This window comes from Pectobacterium punjabense, assembly GCF_012427845.1.
In the GTDB taxonomy this organism is placed as follows: Bacteria; Pseudomonadota; Gammaproteobacteria; order Enterobacterales; family Enterobacteriaceae; genus Pectobacterium; species Pectobacterium punjabense.
The window spans coordinates 166,497-185,584 of the sequence record NZ_CP038498.1 but is presented as its reverse complement, the minus strand read 5'-3'; the positions used below and the strand labels follow the sequence as shown (position 1 = coordinate 185,584).

The window sequence follows — 19,088 nt, the reverse complement described above, 5'->3', positions numbered from 1 at the left end:
CCAATTCAGGATCAGGCCGTCAGGCCGGGAAGCGGGGAATAACGTGAAGTGGTATCCGGTATCGCCGTCGAAGATGTCGTCTCTTCTGCCAGCGGGAAAAGAAATAGCGCCTCGGCAGGGATCTGCACCGCAACCCGCTGCCCGATGGCATAGGGGTGCGACGCATGAACCTGTATCCGCCAGGTGCCGCTGGAAATCGTATGCAGCCAGTATCCGCCAGGGTAGCTTTGTGCTTGTACCGTGCCATAGCGCATCAACATACCGGGCTGGATAAGCGGGACGTCCGCCGCATCGTAAAGGCGAGCGGCTTCCGCACGAAAACGTGCTTCTATCGCACCGGGCGGTAGCGACGTATTCGCTGGCACCAGCGAATGACTCTCGGCATCACCGGGAATCATCAGCGTCTCGCCGTCATAGCGCGCTTCCAACACAAGCCGATTTTCCGCGCCCATAAACGCCGCGACAAACGAACTGGCAGGATGGTGATACACCTCTTGCGGGCTGCCCGCCTGCATGATCCGACCCTGATTCAAAATCACGATGCGGTCCGCCATCACCATTGCTTCTTCGCGATCGTGCGTCACGTGGATCGCGGTCAATCCCAGCCGCTGTTGCAGCGCTCGAATCTCATCGCGCAGCTGTAGGCGAATGCGGGCATCCAGATTGGAGAGCGGTTCGTCCAGCAGCAGAATATCGGGCCGTACCGCCAGTGCGCGCCCCAAGGCAACCCGCTGGCGCTGTCCACCGGACAGTTCCGCAGGTTTACGGGCGCTCAGGCCAGTCAAACCGAGCATGGTTTCCAGTTCCGCCACACGGCTGGCAATCTCCGCACGCGGGACGCGGCGCAAACGCAGTCCGTAGGCAATATGCTGTGCCACCGTCATATGCGGCCACAGCGCGTAGCTCTGAAATACCAGCGCCATTCCGCGTTTCTCTGGCGGCGCTTGCGTCATATCCTGCCCGTTAACGCGAATCGCCCCCGCTCGCGGTGACGAGAATCCCGCAACCGTGCGTAATAACGTCGTCTTGCCACAGCCCGACGAACCGAGTAACGCAACGAATTCGCCCTGTGCAATCTCCAGATGGATATCGTTCAATACGGCTGTCGTGCCGTATCCAACATGTAGGTGATCAATAACAATGTGCGGGGCTGCCGCAGAGGATGTTGTTTTTTGCACAGCTGTGCATTCCGCGATAAACAAACAATGCGCAGATTGTGCGGTGGGTTCGTGTCAGTGGCATGTTGTCAGCGTGACATTTCAATGACACGACTGGTGAGAAGACAGGGAAATACCTTTAACGCCCATCTCTTACGCCTGTTATGCATAAGCACATGAAAGCCCTGCAGGTTTTGCCGCTATCCGGCGTAAAAAATTATGCTGAGGAGATAGCGGGCTTAGGATGAGCCGCCCCGTTTCGGGCGTTTGCTACGAGGTAGCATGAAAATGGCGGGGTTGTGGCGCACGAAACCGTCTCTTGGTCTGCATAAAAATATGACTAAGAGACGGCCAACGGTATGTCGCGCTTACAACAGGTTCTACAACAACTGTGCCAAACGACTGAGGTCAGATTGAAGCGCGCCTGCCGTGACATCACGTCCCGCCCCCGGACCACGGATAACCAGCGGGTTATCCCGATACCAACGGCTTTCAATCGCAAACACGTTGTCACCCGGCAACAGAGAAGCCAAAGGATGATCGGGACGAACAGCTTCAACGCCAACGCGCGCTTTGCCGTTGCTATCGAAGCGTGCGACGTGACGCAGAACCAAGCCCATTTCCTGTGCGGCTTCCAGACGTTGCAACATCTGTTCGTTCAGCGAATCGCCGTTTTCGAAGAAATAATCGACAGATCCCTGTTCACAGCCCGGCGGCACCAGCGACTCAACCCGAACCTGGCTAGGCTCGATATCATATCCCGCCTCACGCGCCAGAATCACCAGCTTACGCATGACGTCCTGACCAGACAGGTCAACGCGCGGATCGGGCTCCGTCAACCCTTGCTGACACGCCTGATCGACCAGATCGGTGAACGGTACGGTGCCATCGAACTGCAAAAACAGCCAGGAAAGCGTGCCGGAGAAAATCCCGCTTATCGCCAGAATACTGTCACCACTTTCCCGTAAATCGCGTACAGCAAAGTTGACCGGCAAACCTGCGCCCACCGTCGCGTTATACAACCAGTGGCGATCCGTTTTAGCGAAGGCATCACGAATCTGGCGATAGTTATTGCCGCCAGATGCTCCCGCCAGTTTGTTGGCGCTGATGACATGGAAGCCGTAGCTGGCGAAATCCAGATACAGATCGGCGACCGACTCACTGGCTGTCACATCCAATACGACCAAATCATCAAAGGGGTGCGCACGCATCCACAGGAACAGATCTTCACCATCCCGCTCTTGCGCTTCACTTTCGAAGAAAGCCAATGCGCGGCTGGCATCCAGCCCGTCATAGTTCAAGAGACTGCGCGTACTGTCTACCACGCCAGCCAGTACAAACTCAAAGCCGGTACGGGCGGAAAGGTTGCTCTGCTCACGTGCAAACAGCTCCAGCCAACGTGAACCAATATTTCCTTTACCGAACAGCACCAGACCAATGCGTTTTTCGGCGCGGAACAGCGAATGGTGCAAGCCGCGAATCAAATGCTCCGTCGGACCCACGCGCAGAACAGCAACCAGACTGATGCCATCATCGGCCTGGCGAACAAATTCAATCGGCTGATCTTTCAACTGCTGATAGAAACGGTGGCTGTGCAGCGGGTTTTTGCCTACGCCCGCCCCGACCATCGCCACCATCGCTAACCCATCACGCTCGCTGAGCTCCACTGGCAGGTTGGCCTGTGTCAGCAACTGTAATGCGCTCTCCACCACTTCGGAGGTGTAGCACAGTTGCAGCAGGCTGCGATCCTGATGGGCGCCAATGGCCAGCGGTTTCAACTGCGCACGGTTCAGAAGCTGTTCGACCTCTTTTTGCAGCAGCACGAAATCGTGTTCGGAAGGCACCTGAACTTCAATCAGGCACACATCATCATGACTGGTGACAATTTTGGCACCCGTACCTGAGGCCAGCACACGTTCGATACGCGTCGACCCTTGTTCAGGCTGATAGCTGCAACGCAGTTGCAGGTCGATATCACTGCCGGAAACGGGCTGTAACGTACGCGTATGCAGCACGGGCGCTGCCAGACGTGCCAGTTCGCTGGCTTCATCCAACCGCAGCAGTGGCAGCAAACAAGCATCTTTTACTTTGCGCGGGTCAGCACTATAAACCCCAGCGACATCGCTCCAGATGGTGACACGTTCAACCCCAGCCAGCGCACCGATTTGCGTCGCGGAGTAGTCACTCCCGTTACGCCCCAGCAGTACCGTTTCACCCGCGTCATTGCGGCAGATAAAACCGGTTACCACTAAACGCTGACCTGCGTGTTGCGTCAGATATTGCTGCAACAGCGGCCAGGAGCGCCCCTCATCCACCTGCGGCTGCGCGGCACGTTCCGCGCAGAGAAAATCACGTGCATCCAGCCACGCGGCTTTCATATCTCGATGATTCAACACGGCCGACATCAGGCGAGCTGACCAGATTTCACCGTGCCCAACCACCTCGGCGTAGACAGCATCCGTAATCTTGCCATCCAGCAGCGCAGCCAAACGCTCCAGATCGCGAATAAACTGGGCAGTCAATGCCTCTGCTTCTTGCACAGGCAAAAGCCCGGCAATCAGTTCACTGTGATAGCGACGTAATGCCTGCTGAACCTGATGCGCCGACAGACGATCGCTCTGGCTCAGTTTCAACCAGCTAATCAGCTGGTTTGTGGTACTGCCTGCGGCAGACACCACCATCAAATCTCCGGGATGGCTATATTCCGCCATAATACCGGCTACGCGCAGGTAACACTTCACATCGGCCAGACTGCTTCCGCCAAACTTATGCAGTTGTCGGCCTGTTACCGATGGCGCTACTCCTAATGCACTCATTCTTACCTCTTGGCTGCGGCTTGAAACGCACGATCCAGATCGGCAACCAGATCATCGCCGTCTTCAATACCGGTAGAAATACGCAGTAATGTTTCAGAGATACCCGCTGCGGCACGCGCCTCCGGTGCCATACCCGCATGCGTCATCGTTGCCGCATGCGAGATGAGGCTCTCAACGCCACCTAGCGATTCCGCCAGCGTAAACAGCTCCAGCGAGGCCAGAAAACGCCGCAGAGTGTCTTCATCTCCATCCAGTTCAAAACTTAGCATAGCGCCAAAGCCAGATTGTTGACGGCGGGCAATATCATGGCCGGGATTGTTCGGCAGTGAAGGATGATACAGTGCCTTCACCAGTGGCTGCGTCTGTAAGAATTCAACCACCTGTTGCGCATTACGCTGCGCGGCCGCCATACGCGGCGATAAAGTACGCAGGCCACGCAGCAGCAGATAGCTGTCGAACGCCGCCCCCGTTACACCGATATTGTTCGCCCACCAGGCCAGTTCAGTAATGGTGTCGGCATCTTTGGCGATCACCGCACCTGCGACCACATCAGAGTGACCATTCAGGTATTTAGTGCACGAATGCACGACCAGATCGGCTCCCAGTTCCAGCGGCTTCTGCAACGCCGGGCTCAGGAAGGTGTTATCTACCACGCTGACGGCACCCGCTTCCCGTGCGGCCTGACAAATCGCGGCAATATCCACGACGCGCAGCAGTGGATTGCTCGGGCTTTCCACCAGCACCAGCTTCGGTTTTTCTGCCAATGCGGCATTAAGCGCATCGGTATCACTTTGATCGACAAATTTAACGCGGAACGCACCACGCTTACTCAGGCTATCAAACAGACGATAGCTGCCACCGTAACAATCATGCGGTGCCACCAGCAGATCGCCGGGACGCAGGAATACCGTGCAAACCAGCATAATCGCCGACATCCCGCTGCTCGTCATTACCGCACCCGCACCGCCTTCCAGTTCGGCAAGCGCACGCTGCACAACATCACGCGTAGGGTTACCGCGACGCGAATAGTCGTGTGCGCGTGGCTGGTTGAATCCGGTAAAGTTATACGTGCTGGAAAGGTGAATGGGGGGGACAACGCAGCCATACTGCTCGTCATCATTTAACCCACTGCGGACTGCGATCGTTGCCTGTTTACGCGTCATCGGCTCTTTTCCTGGCTGGAGACTGAAAAATAGGAACTTAAGAGTAAACGCAGTTTTAATGGACGTCAACACATCTAGACATCTAAACTTCTTTGCGTATAGATTGAGCATAAGCATAATAACCGCTAGAATTGTGGCATTTCATGACAGATGCTGTCTTCATTAGATTAATTTTTAAGGTATCCCATGGCTGAGTGGAACGGCGAGTATGTCAGCCCTTACGCTGAACACGGTAAAAAAAGCGAACAGGTCAAGAAGATAACAGTATCTATCCCCTTGAAAGTATTGAAGATACTAACTGACGAACGCACACGTCGTCAGGTGAACAACCTGCGCCACGCCACCAACAGCGAGCTGCTGTGCGAAGCGTTTCTGCATGCGTTCACAGGTCAACCGTTACCGAATGATGAAGACCTGCGTAAAGAGCGCAGCGATGAAATTCCTGAGGCAGCGAAAATCATCATGCGTGAAATGGGCATCGACCCGGATACGTGGGAATACTGATCGCGTTTGCGCTGTCTATTTCCTCGCAAAACCCCGCCTTTCCCGGCGGGGTTTTGCTATGTAGAAAACCCTTATTCCTCCCATTGCACCTTTAACACCCGCCACCTTATCTTCTTTCAGCCACTTCCTTTTCCGCTCATGTTGTGAATCGGGATTGCATTTAATTTGTTATGTTATAACATATCATTTTTAACGTATGACGATGATATGCCGCATCATGACAGAGCCACTCTCTAACAGCCCCGTACTGCTACAGCTTCACCATGTTTCCGTTGCCGACGCTAATCGGGCTCCTAGGCTCAGTGATATTTCACTTTCCATGCATACAGGCGAACGTTTGGCACTCATCGGCCCCAACGGCAGCGGCAAATCCACACTGTTACGCGTGCTGACCAGCGAACTTAGTGCAACAGCAGGCGATGTCCATTTGAACGGCCAACCGCTGAACGCACTCAGCCGTCATGAGCGGGCAAAGCGCATCGCGATTCTGGCGCAAAATGATGCCCCAGATCTGCGCCTGCGGGTTGCGGAGTATGTCGCCTTAGGGCGGATTCCGCACCATGGATTCAGTACACCTGCGCACGATCGCCAACTCATCGAAGAAGCGCTGGACGATACCGGATTATTACCACTGCGCCACCGCCTGCTGGGTACGCTCTCCGGCGGGGAACGTCAACGCGCCTCGCTGGCACGCGCTTTTGCCCAAACGCCGCAGCTCCTGCTGCTAGATGAACCGACCAACCATCTCGATCCGTTAGCACGCGCACAGCTACTGTCTCTGGTACGAAAACGCGGTATTTCAACGCTAGCGGTATTGCACGATCTGCCATTGATTACGCCCTTTGCCGATCGCGTCGCCGTTTTGCAGCAGGGTGCGCTACTCCGCTGGGGAACGCCTGCACACGCGCAGAACCCTGACTGTGTGAAATCGGTCTTTGGGATGGAGAGTTTTACGGTACCGCATCCGCGAAATGGCTCCCCCATTCGCATCTTTGAAGCCCCTGAACTGCACTAAGGAACCCTGATGAAAATAACGCTTCTGTCTGGACTGCTGGCATTAACGTCGTGCTGGGCACACGCCTCGGGTTTTCCGGTCACGGTCGACAGCTGTGGGCAACCGCTAACCTTCACTCAACCGCCGCAGCGCGCCGTGATTCATGACCTGAATATGGCGGAAATGGCGTTTGCGCTTGGGCTGCAAAAAAGTATTGTCGGGCTGACCGGAATCACCGGCTGGTATAAGGCAACGCCAGACTTTATCAAGCAGCAGGGCACGATCCCTGAACTGGCAGCAAAATACCCGACGTTGGAAAACCTGCTGGCTGTACATCCGGATTTCTTCTTTGCTGGGTGGAACTACGGCATGAAAGTCGGCGGAGAAGTCACACCGCAATCGCTGCAAAAATATGGTATTCAAACGCTGGTACTCAGCGAAAGCTGCGTGTTCACCGAGCAGCAACAGCCGCGTCCGCAAGCCACTATGGATCTGCTCTATGGCGACCTGCTGAAGCTGGGGAAAATCTTCGGTAAGCAGGAACAGGCTCAGGAACAGATCGACACGTGGAAACAGCGCCTTGCCGCCCTGCAAACCCGTATCGGCAATCGGCCAAAACAGAAAGTTTTTCTGTATGACTCGGGTGAAGATAAACCTTTTACCAGCGGGAAATTCGCCATGCCAACCGCCATCATTGAGGCTGCGGGTGGCAAGAATGTGATGGACGATATGGAAACGAGTTGGGCTTCCACATCATGGGAAAGCGTGGCAGCGCGCGAGCCTGACTTTATTATTTTGCTGGATTACCAGACAGGCAACGGCGCAGAAGCGTTAAGGGAATTTTTGGAATCACACCCGCTGATGAAATTTACCCCAGCCGTACGACAGCATCGCTATCTGAAGCTGCAATATGCGGAGCTCACACCGGGGCCCGCGAATATCACTGCCGTCGATAAACTGGCACACGCCCTTTACCCGGATGCCTTTAAGTGAGCCCAACGTCTTCACGTTATGTTGCGACCTTCGCTATCGCGCTGCTGATACTGGTTGGGCTGATGCTGTTAAATATCGCGACAGGCAGCACGACGATCCCTCTTACGCAGGTCGCCAGCGTAGTGGGGTTATCGTCAGCTGACGTCTCGCCGATGACCTCACGCATCATTCTGGAACTGCGTATTCCCCGCAGCCTGCTGGCAGCGTTGTGCGGCGCGGGGTTAGCGATGGTCGGTGCCTTTTTGCAAACGGCAACCCGTAACGATCTGGCTGACCCTTTTCTGTTCGGCCTGTCTGCCGGCGCCTCTGCGGGTGCGGTCGCCGTCATCACGCGCTTTGGTGAGCAGCTCGGTGACTGGGCGCTGCCGATGGCGGCCTTCTGTGGCGGACTCTTATCGGCCGTCGCCGTGACCGTGCTGTTTCTGCTGCAACAGGCGCGGGGCGCAGAGCGCCTCATCATCTGTGGATTGGCGATCTCATTTCTGTTCGGTGCGTTGACGAACTATCTAGTGTTTTCCGGCGATCAGCGGGCCGCCAGCTCGATTCTTTTCTGGTCGCTGGGCGGGCTGGGCCTTGCCCGTTGGGACACGTTACCTTTTGCGGTGTTCAGCGTTCTGCTGCTATTCGGCCTCACCGCCCTGCGCTGGCGTGCGCTCGACGCGCTGCTGGCTGGCGGACAAACCGCGGCCTCAATGGGGGTTAATCTGTCTCGCGTACGGGTGGAAATTTTCATCTGCTGCGCGTTCGCCACGTCGCTGTTAGTCGCGCTGACCGGCGTGATTGGGTTTATCGGCCTGATGATTCCCCATCTGGCTCGCCCGCTGAGCGGCGTGCTGCACAAGAAGCTTCTGCCGCTGACCGCCGTGCTGGGTGCGATACTGCTGTGCGGCGGTGATTGGCTCAGCCGACAGCTACTGGCACCACAGGAATTGCCCATCGGGATTATTACGGCAGGATTAGGTGGCATCTTCGTGCTGGGGATGCTGGTAAAACGTCAGCAGGGATGAAATAACCCCAATAACTCCGAGATATTGCCAGCTGGAGTTATTGGGGTTATCTTTATCGTATTAAAGGGCAGCGGGGTGCAGGGATGGATAGCAGGACGTTAATAGCAGAAATCAAGGCCGATGGGTGGGAACTGATAAGAGTGAACGGAAGCCACCACCATTTTATGCATCCTAGTAAACCGGGGTTAGTCACAATCCCCCACCCTAAGAAAGATTTACCGATAGGCACGGTAAAAAGCATCAGGAAACAAGCAGGAATATGATCATCGCTGACTCGAAGAGGCTTAATTATGTTTTATCCGATTGCAATTGAAGCAGGCGACGATACCCACGCATACGGTGTAACAGTGCCAGATCTACCGGGCTGTTTTTCTGCAGGCGATACGCTAGACGATGCCATCGCGAATGCTAAAGAGGCGATTACCGGACATATCGAACTGCTGATCGAGATGGGTCAGGATATTCCCACCGTGTCGTCAGTAGGCCAATTGGCAAAAAGCGCAGAATACACTGGGTACACGTGGGCGGTTGTTGATATCGATGTGACGCGTTTAATGGGCGGTTCAGAAAAAATTAACGTCACGCTGCCTAAATCACTGATTGACCGAATTGATCGTTGCGTGGCGAGTAATCCTGAATTTAAAAGCCGCTCAGGTTTTCTCGCGCAGGCGGCATTAGAGCGAATCTCGTCTTCCCGATGAACAGCACTGAGCCACCAGAAACAACAAAGGCACCTGTTGGTGCCTTTGCAGAAAGTTACTGTACCAATTGGCCAGTAGAACTTATTTTTTAGCGCCTGGTACGGAGAAACGCTTGTTGAAGCGGTCAACACGGCCACCGGTTGCAACATCACGTTGTTTGCCAGTGTAGAACGGGTGACATTCGCCACAAACGTCCAGGTTCAGGTCACGACCCACGGTAGAATGGGTTTTGATCACGTTACCGCAAGAGCAAGTTACAGTAACTGCAGAATAATTCGGGTGAATACCTTTTTTCATGGGGAAACCTCAGTTAAGGCCGTGTCGCTATCCAGCCCTGTTCCGCCAGACACCACACGAAAGTTGTATAAGTAAGTTTCATTATGCAAACGGCACAATGGCGGCGGATCATACAGAATCCGCTACCCCGATGCAATCGCATCCACACATTATCCCTCTCAGCATGTACACTAGCGCCTTGCGTTATTTTCACCCCGCGTCGCGCATGATACAGACCGCTCGGTTATGTCATTGATCGCCACGCAAATCACGTCGACTACCACGGAGAAGCTATGTCTGTCGCTCAGGTCGCTTTGCCCGTGCCACTGGCACGTACATTCGATTATTTGCTACCCACAGGAGGAGTGACTCCGCAGGTTGGCACTCGCGTCAGCGTCTCTTTTGGTAACCGTAAAGCCATCGGCATTATTACCGCACTGAGCGACACCAGCGAACTTCCGCTTGAGCAATTAAAACCCGTGCATGACGTGCTGGACGAACAGCCGCTGTTTCCCCCCAATCTGTGGCGTATTTTACTGTGGGCCGTCGAGTACTATCACTACCCGATTGGTGAAGTGCTGTTTCATGCGTTGCCGATATTACTGCGCCAGGGGAAACCCGCACACCGCGCGCCGCTCTGGCAGTGGTTTGCCACCGAGCAAGGCCGGGCGACGCCGCTCAGCACGCTCAAACGCGCCGCCAAGCAGCAGCAGGCGCTGGCGGCCTTACTTCAATCACCGCTTTACCGTCATCAGGTGAGCGAAATCGGGCTGACAGAGACGGCATTGCAGGCGCTGCGTAGCAAAGGGCTGTGCGAGTTACAGGCCGCAGAGCAAACGCTTCATGACTGGCGTCAAAGCTTTAGCCTGGCCACTGACCGCTTGCGCCTGAATACTGAACAAGCCACCGCCGTCGGCGCTATCCGCAGCGAAGATAACCACTTTGCCGCCTGGCTGCTCGCGGGTATCACCGGCTCGGGCAAAACGGAAGTCTATCTCAGCGTGCTGGAAAACGTACTGGCACAGGGCAAACAGGCGCTGGTATTAGTGCCGGAAATTGGCCTGACGCCGCAAACTATCGCCCGCTTCCGCGAACGGTTTAACGCCCCGGTGGATGTACTGCACTCGGCACTCAACGACAGCGAACGTCTCGCCGTTTGGCTACGCGCCCGCAGCGGTGAAGCCGCGATCGTTATCGGGACGCGATCGGCGCTATTTACCCCCTTTGCCCGTTTAGGGCTGATTGTGATCGATGAAGAGCACGACAGTTCCTATAAACAGCAGGAAGGCTGGCGCTATCACGCCCGTGATTTGGCCATCTTCCGCGCCAGAGAGGAAGATATTCCGATCGTGATGGGAACAGCGACGCCCGCACTGGAAACGCTGCATAACGTCCAGATCGGCAAGTATCGCCGATTAAACCTGACCAAAAGAGCGGGCAACGCCGCACTAGCCAAACAACACGTTATCGATCTGAAAAGTTTGCCGCTGACAGCAGGATTATCTCAGCCGCTGATTACCCGCATCCGTCACCATCTGACGAACGATAATCAGGTTATTTTGTTCCTTAATCGGCGCGGATTCGCCCCCGTAGTCATGTGCCATGAGTGCGGTTGGATTGCCGAGTGCCAGCGCTGCGATCACTATTATACCTACCACCAGCACCAGAAGATGTTGCGCTGCCACCACTGCGACAGCCAGCGTCCGGTTCCACAACAGTGCCCCGGCTGCGGCTCGACCAATATGGTACCCGTCGGTCTGGGCACCGAGCAGTTAGAGCAAAGCCTTGCCCCGCTCTTTCCCGATGTCCCAATCACCCGCATCGACCGTGATACCACCAGCCGTAAAGGTGCGCTTGAGCAGCAGCTCTCGCAGGTCAGACAAGGAGGCGCACGCCTTCTTATCGGTACACAGATGTTAGCAAAAGGCCACCATTTCCCTGATGTAACGCTGGTTGCCTTGCTGGACGTTGACGGTTCGTTATTCTCCGCCGACTTCCGCGCAGCCGAACGTTTTGCCCAGCTCTATACTCAGGTGGCGGGTCGCGCAGGACGTGCAGGCAAGGCGGGCGAAGTAGCGCTGCAAACTCACCACCCAGAACACCCGTTATTACAGACGCTGCTGCACCAAGGCTACGATGCCTTTGCCAGTCAGGCACTTACCGAACGAAAGAGTGTTTTTCTGCCGCCGTTTACCAGCCATATCCTCTTCCGCGCTGACGATCATGATAATCAGCAGGCCGCCTTATTTCTCCAGCAATTGCGTAACTTACTGGAAGCCAGCCCCCTACGGGATGAATCACTCTGGCTGTTGGGCCCGGTGCCTGCTTTACAGCCCAAACGTGCAGGGCGCTTCCGCTGGCAACTCCTGCTACAGCACCCCTCCAGAGCGTTGTTACAGAAACTGGTTAGAACATCGTTGGCGCTAATCGGTACGCTGCCGCAGGCACGTAAAGTGAAATGGGTGCTGGATGTCGACCCCACGGACGGTTAGCGTTTCCTGTTAAGCCATGTCAGGTTTCTTGCCACACATTTTTGCGATCGGCGTCGAGAACACGATATCCATCACATTTTCTGTGCAAATTAAGCAACAAAACCTGCGTTCAATCTGTTATCACTGTCTGCGCAGGCAGTATCCTGAGGCGCGGCACCATCCCCTTAGTATGCGTGCCGGACAGCATTACCCGTAATCATAGAGCGTCAGCAGACAGGAACATTCTGCTGGCCGTCAGCGCCAGTTAACGCTGACGCAAGGAGAAAAGCGTTGAAGCAGAAGAAAGGCGTCACCACGGCGACGATGAAAGACGTGGCGGATGAGGCGGGCGTTTCCACCGCCACCGTATCCAGAACGTTAATGAACCCGGAAAAAGTCTCTGCGACCACCCGCAGGAAGGTCGAGCAGGCTGTCATCGCCGTTGGCTATTCGCCTCACGCACTCAACCGCAACCTCAAGCGTAACGAATCGCGCACGATCCTGACGATCGTACCCGACATCTGCGATCCCTATTTCTCCGAAATATTTCGCGGGATCGAGGAAACGGCTGCCGAACACGGCTATCTGGTATTGATTGGCGACTGCGCGCACCAGCATCAAAGGGAAAAAACCTTCGTCGATCTGATTATCACTAAACAGATCGACGGTATGGTGTTGCTCGGCTCTAACCTGCCATTTGATGCCGGCCAGGAAGAGCAGCGTAATCTGCCACCGATGGTGATGGCGAATGAGTTCTCACCGGATCTGGCGCTGCCAACCGTGCATATCGATAATCTGACCGCCGCCTTTGAAGCCGTACATTATCTGTATCAGGCCGGTCACCAGCGCATCGCCTGCATTGCCGGCCCGGAGCACATGCATCTGAGTCAATATCGCTTGCAAGGGTACATTCAGGCTCTGCGTCGCAATGGGATTCTCATCGATAACCACTATATTTTTCGGGGCGATTTCACCTACGAAACGGGGATCAACGGTCTGATTGCGCTGATGCAACATCCTCAGCCGCCCAGCGCTATCTTCTGCCATAGCGATCTCATGGCGCTGGGCGTACTGGCACAGGCCCGTAAAATGGGGCTGGACATCCCACGCGATCTCTCCATTATCGGTTTCGACGACATCGAGCAAGCGCAGTACTGTTGGCCGCCTCTGACTTCTGTCGCCCAACCACGCTATCAGATCGGACGCGAGGCAATGCTGCTACTCTTAGAGCAGTTACAAGGTAATACGGTACAAAGCGGTTCCCGCCTATTGTCCAGTGAGCTGGTCATACGCGACAGCGTCGCCGCCCCGAATTACGTCCGTAACAGGCTTTAAGACTTCAGGTGCTGGTCAAATATTTGAGGGTTCAGTAACATGACCCCCTAATTATGTTATCCCCTAAATAATTCGAGTTTCAGGAAGGCGGCAAGGGAAGGAATCCCGATGAGCTTACTCAGGTAAGTGATTCGGGTGAGTGACAAATCTACCGGAGGCAGATTTGAACGCTGCTTGCAGCGGCCCCAACGGGGCGAGGCACACGTAAGTGTGCCGAGTAGCCCAGCCAACGCACATGCAACTTGAAGTATGACGGGTACATTTACCTATCAATTCACAGCGAAACGACAGTGGCACAAAGAGACTACGTGAGCCGGGGACGTTCATCAGGAACGCGTCGGAAAACGACAAATAGCCGAAAAAAAGGCAACGCTTCAGGTGCGTCCAAAACGATGGTCGCGCTTGCTGTTGCTGTTTTGGTCACCTTCGCGGGCGGTCTGTACTTCATCGCCCATAATAAACCCGAAGAGTCCCCCGTCCTTCCGCATCAAAACGTGGGCAAAGGTAATGGCCTGCCACCCAAGCCGGAAGAACGTTGGCGTTACATCAAAGAACTGGAAAATCGTCAGTTGGGCGTCACGGCACCCACGGAGCCTTCGGCGGGTGGAGAGATCCGCTCGCCGGTGCAGTTGACGGATGAACAGCGTCAGCTATTGGAACAGATGCAGTCTGATATGCGTCGCCAACCGACACAGCTTTCCGAAGTGCCGTATAACGACCAGACGCAGGTTCCACGCTCGCAGGTGACCATTAAGCCACCGACGCAATCGATGCAGCAGCCACCCGTCGTGACGACACAGCCTGCAACGCGAGCACCAACGGTCACGCAAGCGACGCCAGTGGTGCCAAGACAAGAAGCTCCAAAGCAGGAAGCACCGAAGTCACAGCCGGTTAAACAGCCTGAAACGCCAAAAGTCGAAAAAACGCAACGCTGGGCGATTCAGTGTGGCTCCTTTAAAACCATGGACCCTGCCGAATCAGTGAGAGCACAGCTGGCGTTTGCAGGTATCGAAAGCCGCATAACCTCCAACGGCGGCTGGAACCGTATTATGTTAGGACCTTACAACAACCGTGCTGCCGCAGACAGCATGATCCAACGTCTTAAAGGCGCGGGCGCATCAAACTGTATTCCTCTCGCCAGCGGGGGTTGAAAAACCCCACGCGTTCCCCCATCTATAACATCAATGTGCCCCGCGTCATGCGGGGATCTTTTTCTTCAAACGGGGACTGACTCGTGACAACAATTGTAAGCGTACGCCGCAATGGCCAAGTGGTTATTGGCGGTGATGGACAGGCGACTCTGGGCAATACCGTGATGAAAGGCAACGTGCGTAAAGTACGTCGTCTCTATCATGACCGCGTCATCGCTGGTTTTGCCGGTGGCACCGCGGATGCCTTCACCCTTTTTGAGCTTTTTGAGCGCAAGCTGGAATTACATCAGGGCCATTTGGTGAAAGCCGCTGTCGAGTTAGCGAAAGACTGGCGTACCGACCGTATGCTACGCAAGCTGGAAGCCCTGTTAGCCGTCGCAGACGAAAATGCCTCACTGATCATTACCGGTAATGGCGATGTCGTACAGCCTGAAAACGATCTGATCGCCATTGGTTCAGGTGGTCCTTACGCGCAAGCCGCCGCGCGCGCTTTACTGGAAAATACCGAACTGGGTGCCCGCGATATCGTCGAGAAATCTTTGGGGATTGCTGGCGACATCTGTATCTACACCAACCAGTTCCACACGATAGAAGAATTAGCCTCCAAGGCGTAAGGATCAACCATGTCTGAAATGACCCCGCGCGAGATAGTCAGCGAACTCGACAGTTATATTATCGGCCAGAATAAAGCCAAACGCGCTGTTTCCATCGCGCTGCGTAACCGCTGGCGCCGTATGCAGTTGGACGAAGCACTCCGCCATGAAGTGACGCCTAAAAATATTCTGATGATCGGCCCAACCGGCGTAGGTAAAACCGAAATCGCTCGCCGTCTGGCGAAGCTCGCCAATGCGCCGTTCATCAAAGTGGAAGCGACCAAATTTACTGAAGTCGGCTATGTCGGCAAAGAAGTGGATTCCATCATCCGCGATCTGACAGATTCCGCGATCAAAATGGTGCGCCATCAGTCCATCGAAAAAAATCGTTTTCGTGCGGAAGAAATGGCAGAAGATCGTATTCTGGACGTGCTGATTCCTCCGGCGAAAAATAACTGGGGACAGGCAGAAAGCGCTCAGGAACCCTCAGCAACACGTCAGGCATTCCGCAAGAAACTGCGTGAAGGTCAGTTGGACGACAAGGAGATCGAGATCGATCTGGCTGCCGCCCCCGTTGGCGTAGAGATCATGGCACCTCCGGGCATGGAAGAGATGACTAATCAGCTACAGTCCATGTTCCAGAATCTGGCAGGACAGAAGCAGAAAGCCCGTAAGGTCAAAATCAAAGAGGCCTTCAAGCTGCTGATAGAAGAAGAGGCCGCCAAACTGGTGAACCCAGAAGAGCTGAAACAGCAGGCGATTGAAGCCGTTGAGCAGCACGGTATCGTGTTCATCGACGAGATCGACAAAATCTGTAAGCGTGGCGAAAGCTCCGGCCCGGATGTTTCTCGTGAAGGCGTTCAGCGCGACCTGCTGCCGCTGGTTGAAGGCTGCACGGTATCAACCAAGCACGGTATGGTCAAAACTGACCATATCCTGTTTATCGCGTCTGGCGCGTTCCAGGTTGCCAGCCCGTCCGATCTGATTCCAGAACTACAGGGACGTCTGCCGATTCGTGTGGAATTGCAGGCGCTGACGACGGAAGATTTCGAGCGCATCCTGACAGAACCCAGTGCTTCGCTGACTGAACAGTATAAAGCGCTGATGGCAACGGAAGGCGTGGATATTTCGTTCACCGCCGATGGTATCCGCCGCATTGCCGAAGCGGCCTGGCAGGTCAACGAAAGCACCGAGAATATCGGTGCACGCCGTTTACACACCGTAATGGAGCGTCTGATCGAAGATGTATCTTACGACGCCAGCGAAATGCACGGTCAAAGCGTTACCATTGATGCAGATTACGTACGTAATCATCTGGATGAATTAGTAGCAGATGAAGATCTGAGTCGATTTATCTTATAATCCGTTTTCGCGGATCGCACGATTAACGATAAAGTGGGAGGCGTTGGCCTCCCACTTTTGTTTCTGACGCCGCCATCACTGACTTTTTTTGTTTATAAACGGATGATTCACGCAATTGAATCGTCAATAAAAATTGAAGCACACCATGACCTTATCGACCCATAGCAGCAAAACCAAAGCCTGGCTGGATAGTCTGCGTCCAAAAACGTTGCCATTAGCTTTTGCATCCATCGTCACCGGCTCGGCGATTGCGAGTTGGCATAGCAGCTTTAAACCGGGCGTAGCATTACTGGCGTTGTTGACCGCCGGACTGCTGCAAATCCTCTCCAATCTGGCGAACGACTATGGGGATGCGGTAAAAGGTAGCGATACCGAGGAACGCATCGGGCCGTTGCGCGGCATCCAAACCGGTGCTATTACGCTGTCACAGCTGCGCAATGCGCTCATCGTGACCGTGGCGCTTACCATCATTTCCGGCGTTAGTCTGGTGATTCTGGCGTGTGAAAAGCCTGCGGATATCTTTGGCTTCCTGATTCTGGGGCTGCTAGCGATTTTTGCCGCGATCACCTATACCGTCGGCAACAAACCTTATGGCTATATCGGGCTTGGCGATATCTCGGTGTTGATCTTTTTCGGCTGGCTCAGCGTAGCAGGGTCGTATTATCTACAAACTGGCCATTTCGACAGCGTCGTGATGCTGCCTGCAACGGCCTGCGGCCTGCTGGCAACCGCGGTACTGAATATCAACAATTTGCGTGATATCGACAACGATCGTCTTAGTGGAAAAAACACGCTGGCGGTGCGTCTTGGGGCGGAAAAAGCACGCTTCTACCACACGATGTTGCTACTGCTGGCACCGGTTTGTCTTGGCTTGTTCGCAACGTTTTATCTGCACAGTCTGGCGGGCTGGCTGTTTATTCTGGCACTCCCGCTGCTGATTAAGCAGGCGCGCTATGTACTGCGTGAAACCAGCGCATTCAGTATGCGCCCGATGCTGGAAAAAACGGTGAAAGGCGCGCTGCTGACCAACATTCTGTTCGCCGTGGGTGTGATACTGAGTTAGTGCGGGTAAAGTGAGCGCGGGCAAGAAACGATGCGTATTTACTGATGCGCATCAAGTTAACATTTGATGATTTTGCCAACAGCCGCCAGAAAGGGATATACTCATGATCCCGGCGGCAACCTGACGTTAATCCTATGAAATACGATACTTCCGAGCTGTGCGATATCTACCACGAAGAGGTGAATGTTGTTGAGCCTCTGTTCTCCAACTTTGGCGGGCGTACCTCATTTGGTGGCAAAATCACCACGGTGAAATGTTTCGAGGATAACGGCCTGCTTTTCGATCTCCTTGAAGAAAACGGCCTTGGGCGCGTACTTCTGATCGATGGTGGGGGCTCAGTGCGCCGTGCGTTGATCAACGCGGAAATCGCCCGGTTGGCGACACAAAACGAGTGGGAAGGCATTGTCGTTTATGGCGCGGTGCGTCAGGTTGACGATTTAGCGGAACTGGATATTGGTATTCAGGCGATGGCAGCCATTCCGGTCGGTGCAGGCAGCGAAGGCATTGGCGAAAGCGATATCCGCGTCAACTTCGGCGGCGTAACCTTCTTCTCCGGCGACCATCTGTATGCCGATAATACAGGCATTATTCTGTCGGAAGACCCACTGGATATTGAATAATATCGTTGAATTTCCGCGCTTTCGTTGCGGTAACATCACCACAAAAAAGGGCGATATACGCCCTTTTTTATTTGGCTCAATCGCTAAGCCGTTCCGGCATCTGAGCCAGCAAGCCTGATTAGACTTCTTCCATTTTGCCTAACAGCGCGCGCAGGCGCTCTTGCCATACCACTTGCTCTTCTTTCAACTGCTCGTTCTCGCGCACCAGCGCTTCACGTGAACCCGCTGCCGCCTGAACATCCTGCGACAGTGTGTTGTTCTGTTCTTTCAGCTCTTCAATTTCCATTTGCAACAGCGTGATGGTATCAATCGCCTGCTGAACTTTCGCTTCCAGCTTTTCAAACACTTCAAATGACATTCTTCAAACCCCTTTTAATCGCAACAAGGCAAAGATCGGTTAACGCTGGCTTTCGGACTCTGTAACCAACACTCACGGTGTCGCGTCATCCGCCCACAAACATAATCCTGACCGTGGGACGGCTGGCAAGACAGACCATAGCGAAATTGTATGTAGCCAATGGCGCCCTGTCTAGCGTACATCCCCCACTACGCGAGTGTGGCAGCTTTTCTTACTTAACACTATCAGTACAAACTGAAAAACAGGCAGTACAAACTGAAAAACGGGCTGCGCAAATAGAAAAGCGAGTCGCACAGGCTGAAAACTACCCCATTCGCTTCCCCGTTACCCCTATTGTGTTAATAAATTTAACCTGAACGTTACTATTAACCGTGGACGAAAAACCACTGCGAGTCATTTTATAAGCGAATACGCTCATTTTTTTGACACACAACACACATTTCAATTTCGATATTTCTCGTTTTCGAGCATTAACGATAAATTCACATCATAAATACATTTAAAACAGGGGATGCCACCAACGG

The 19,088-nt window shown here is 54.3% G+C and carries 18 protein-coding genes; 13 read left to right on the top strand and 5 right to left on the bottom strand.

The window, feature by feature from the left end; all coding sequences use genetic code 11:
• Positions 1–11: 11 nt before the first annotated feature.
• The 3 genes from E2566_RS00830 to metB all read right to left on the bottom strand — a co-directional run bounded on the left by E2566_RS00830 (position 12) and on the right by metB (position 5,136).
• Positions 12–1,178, bottom strand: a complete 1,167-nt coding sequence (locus E2566_RS00830; protein WP_107168703.1) for an ABC transporter ATP-binding protein — start codon at positions 1,176–1,178, stop codon at positions 12–14.
• 359 nt (positions 1,179–1,537) lie between these two features.
• A complete protein-coding gene (locus E2566_RS00825) occupies positions 1,538–3,973 on the bottom strand; it encodes a bifunctional aspartate kinase/homoserine dehydrogenase II (RefSeq protein WP_107168702.1) in 2,436 nt (811 codons plus the stop codon).
• 2 nt (positions 3,974–3,975) lie between these two features.
• Positions 3,976–5,136 carry a cystathionine gamma-synthase gene (gene metB / locus E2566_RS00820; protein WP_039281157.1) on the bottom strand — a complete coding sequence of 387 codons (1,161 nt, stop codon included), beginning with the start codon at positions 5,134–5,136 and terminating at the stop codon, positions 3,976–3,978.
• A 186-nt stretch (positions 5,137–5,322) separates the two neighbouring features.
• Here metB and metJ point away from each other — a divergent pair, with 186 nt between their 5' ends.
• From metJ to E2566_RS00790, 6 genes are all read left to right on the top strand, one after another.
• Positions 5,323–5,640 (top strand): met regulon transcriptional regulator MetJ, encoded by a 318-nt coding sequence (gene metJ, locus E2566_RS00815; protein ID WP_005973355.1) that lies wholly within the window; start codon positions 5,323–5,325, stop codon positions 5,638–5,640.
• A gap of 217 nt (positions 5,641–5,857) precedes the next feature.
• The gene (locus E2566_RS00810) at positions 5,858–6,655 is read left to right on the top strand and encodes an ABC transporter ATP-binding protein (protein WP_107168701.1); all 798 of its coding nucleotides are present in this window, start codon (positions 5,858–5,860) and stop codon (positions 6,653–6,655) included.
• 9 nt (positions 6,656–6,664) lie between these two features.
• Positions 6,665–7,627, top strand: coding sequence for an ABC transporter substrate-binding protein (locus tag E2566_RS00805; protein WP_107168700.1), 963 nt, complete (start codon positions 6,665–6,667; stop codon positions 7,625–7,627).
• On the top strand, positions 7,624–8,634 hold the full coding sequence (locus E2566_RS00800; RefSeq protein WP_107168699.1) for a FecCD family ABC transporter permease: 1,011 nt from the start codon (positions 7,624–7,626) through the stop codon (positions 8,632–8,634). Before E2566_RS00805 ends, E2566_RS00800 begins: the two co-directional genes overlap by 4 nt.
• Before the next feature lie 83 nt (positions 8,635–8,717).
• A complete protein-coding gene (locus E2566_RS00795; RefSeq protein ID WP_010281507.1) occupies positions 8,718–8,897 on the top strand; it encodes a type II toxin-antitoxin system HicA family toxin in 180 nt (59 codons plus the stop codon).
• A 27-nt stretch (positions 8,898–8,924) separates the two neighbouring features.
• Positions 8,925–9,335, top strand: a complete 411-nt coding sequence (locus E2566_RS00790; protein WP_107168698.1) for a type II toxin-antitoxin system HicB family antitoxin — start codon at positions 8,925–8,927, stop codon at positions 9,333–9,335.
• 81 nt (positions 9,336–9,416) lie between these two features.
• Here the strand turns inward: E2566_RS00790 and rpmE are convergent, their stop codons facing one another.
• Complete coding sequence (rpmE, locus tag E2566_RS00785; protein WP_010281510.1) at positions 9,417–9,632, bottom strand: 50S ribosomal protein L31; 216 nt, start codon at positions 9,630–9,632, stop codon at positions 9,417–9,419.
• Positions 9,633–9,904: 272 nt separating this feature from the next.
• Here rpmE and priA point away from each other — a divergent pair, with 272 nt between their 5' ends.
• From priA to rraA, 7 genes are all read left to right on the top strand, one after another.
• Positions 9,905–12,103, top strand: a complete 2,199-nt coding sequence (gene priA, locus E2566_RS00780) for a primosomal protein N' (RefSeq protein ID WP_107168697.1) — start codon at positions 9,905–9,907, stop codon at positions 12,101–12,103.
• Positions 12,104–12,373: 270 nt separating this feature from the next.
• The gene (gene cytR / locus E2566_RS00775; RefSeq protein WP_107168696.1) at positions 12,374–13,417 is read left to right on the top strand and encodes a DNA-binding transcriptional regulator CytR; all 1,044 of its coding nucleotides are present in this window, start codon (positions 12,374–12,376) and stop codon (positions 13,415–13,417) included.
• Between the two features lie 290 nt (positions 13,418–13,707).
• Positions 13,708–14,568: a cell division protein FtsN gene (ftsN, locus tag E2566_RS00770; protein WP_107168695.1), complete on the top strand. Its 861-nt coding sequence runs from the start codon at positions 13,708–13,710 to the stop codon at positions 14,566–14,568.
• 83 nt (positions 14,569–14,651) lie between these two features.
• The gene (gene hslV, locus E2566_RS00765; protein WP_005973334.1) at positions 14,652–15,182 is read left to right on the top strand and encodes an ATP-dependent protease subunit HslV; all 531 of its coding nucleotides are present in this window, start codon (positions 14,652–14,654) and stop codon (positions 15,180–15,182) included.
• Between the two features lie 9 nt (positions 15,183–15,191).
• Complete coding sequence (gene hslU / locus E2566_RS00760; protein ID WP_107168694.1) at positions 15,192–16,523, top strand: HslU--HslV peptidase ATPase subunit; 1,332 nt, start codon at positions 15,192–15,194, stop codon at positions 16,521–16,523.
• A 145-nt stretch (positions 16,524–16,668) separates the two neighbouring features.
• Positions 16,669–17,586: a 1,4-dihydroxy-2-naphthoate polyprenyltransferase gene (locus tag E2566_RS00755; protein ID WP_107168693.1), complete on the top strand. Its 918-nt coding sequence runs from the start codon at positions 16,669–16,671 to the stop codon at positions 17,584–17,586.
• 134 nt (positions 17,587–17,720) lie between these two features.
• Positions 17,721–18,206 carry a ribonuclease E activity regulator RraA gene (gene rraA, locus E2566_RS00750; RefSeq protein WP_005973328.1) on the top strand — a complete coding sequence of 162 codons (486 nt, stop codon included), beginning with the start codon at positions 17,721–17,723 and terminating at the stop codon, positions 18,204–18,206.
• A 118-nt stretch (positions 18,207–18,324) separates the two neighbouring features.
• Here the strand turns inward: rraA and zapB are convergent, their stop codons facing one another.
• A complete protein-coding gene (gene zapB, locus E2566_RS00745) occupies positions 18,325–18,564 on the bottom strand; it encodes a septal ring assembly protein ZapB (RefSeq protein ID WP_005973326.1) in 240 nt (79 codons plus the stop codon).
• Positions 18,565–19,088 lie beyond the last annotated feature (524 nt).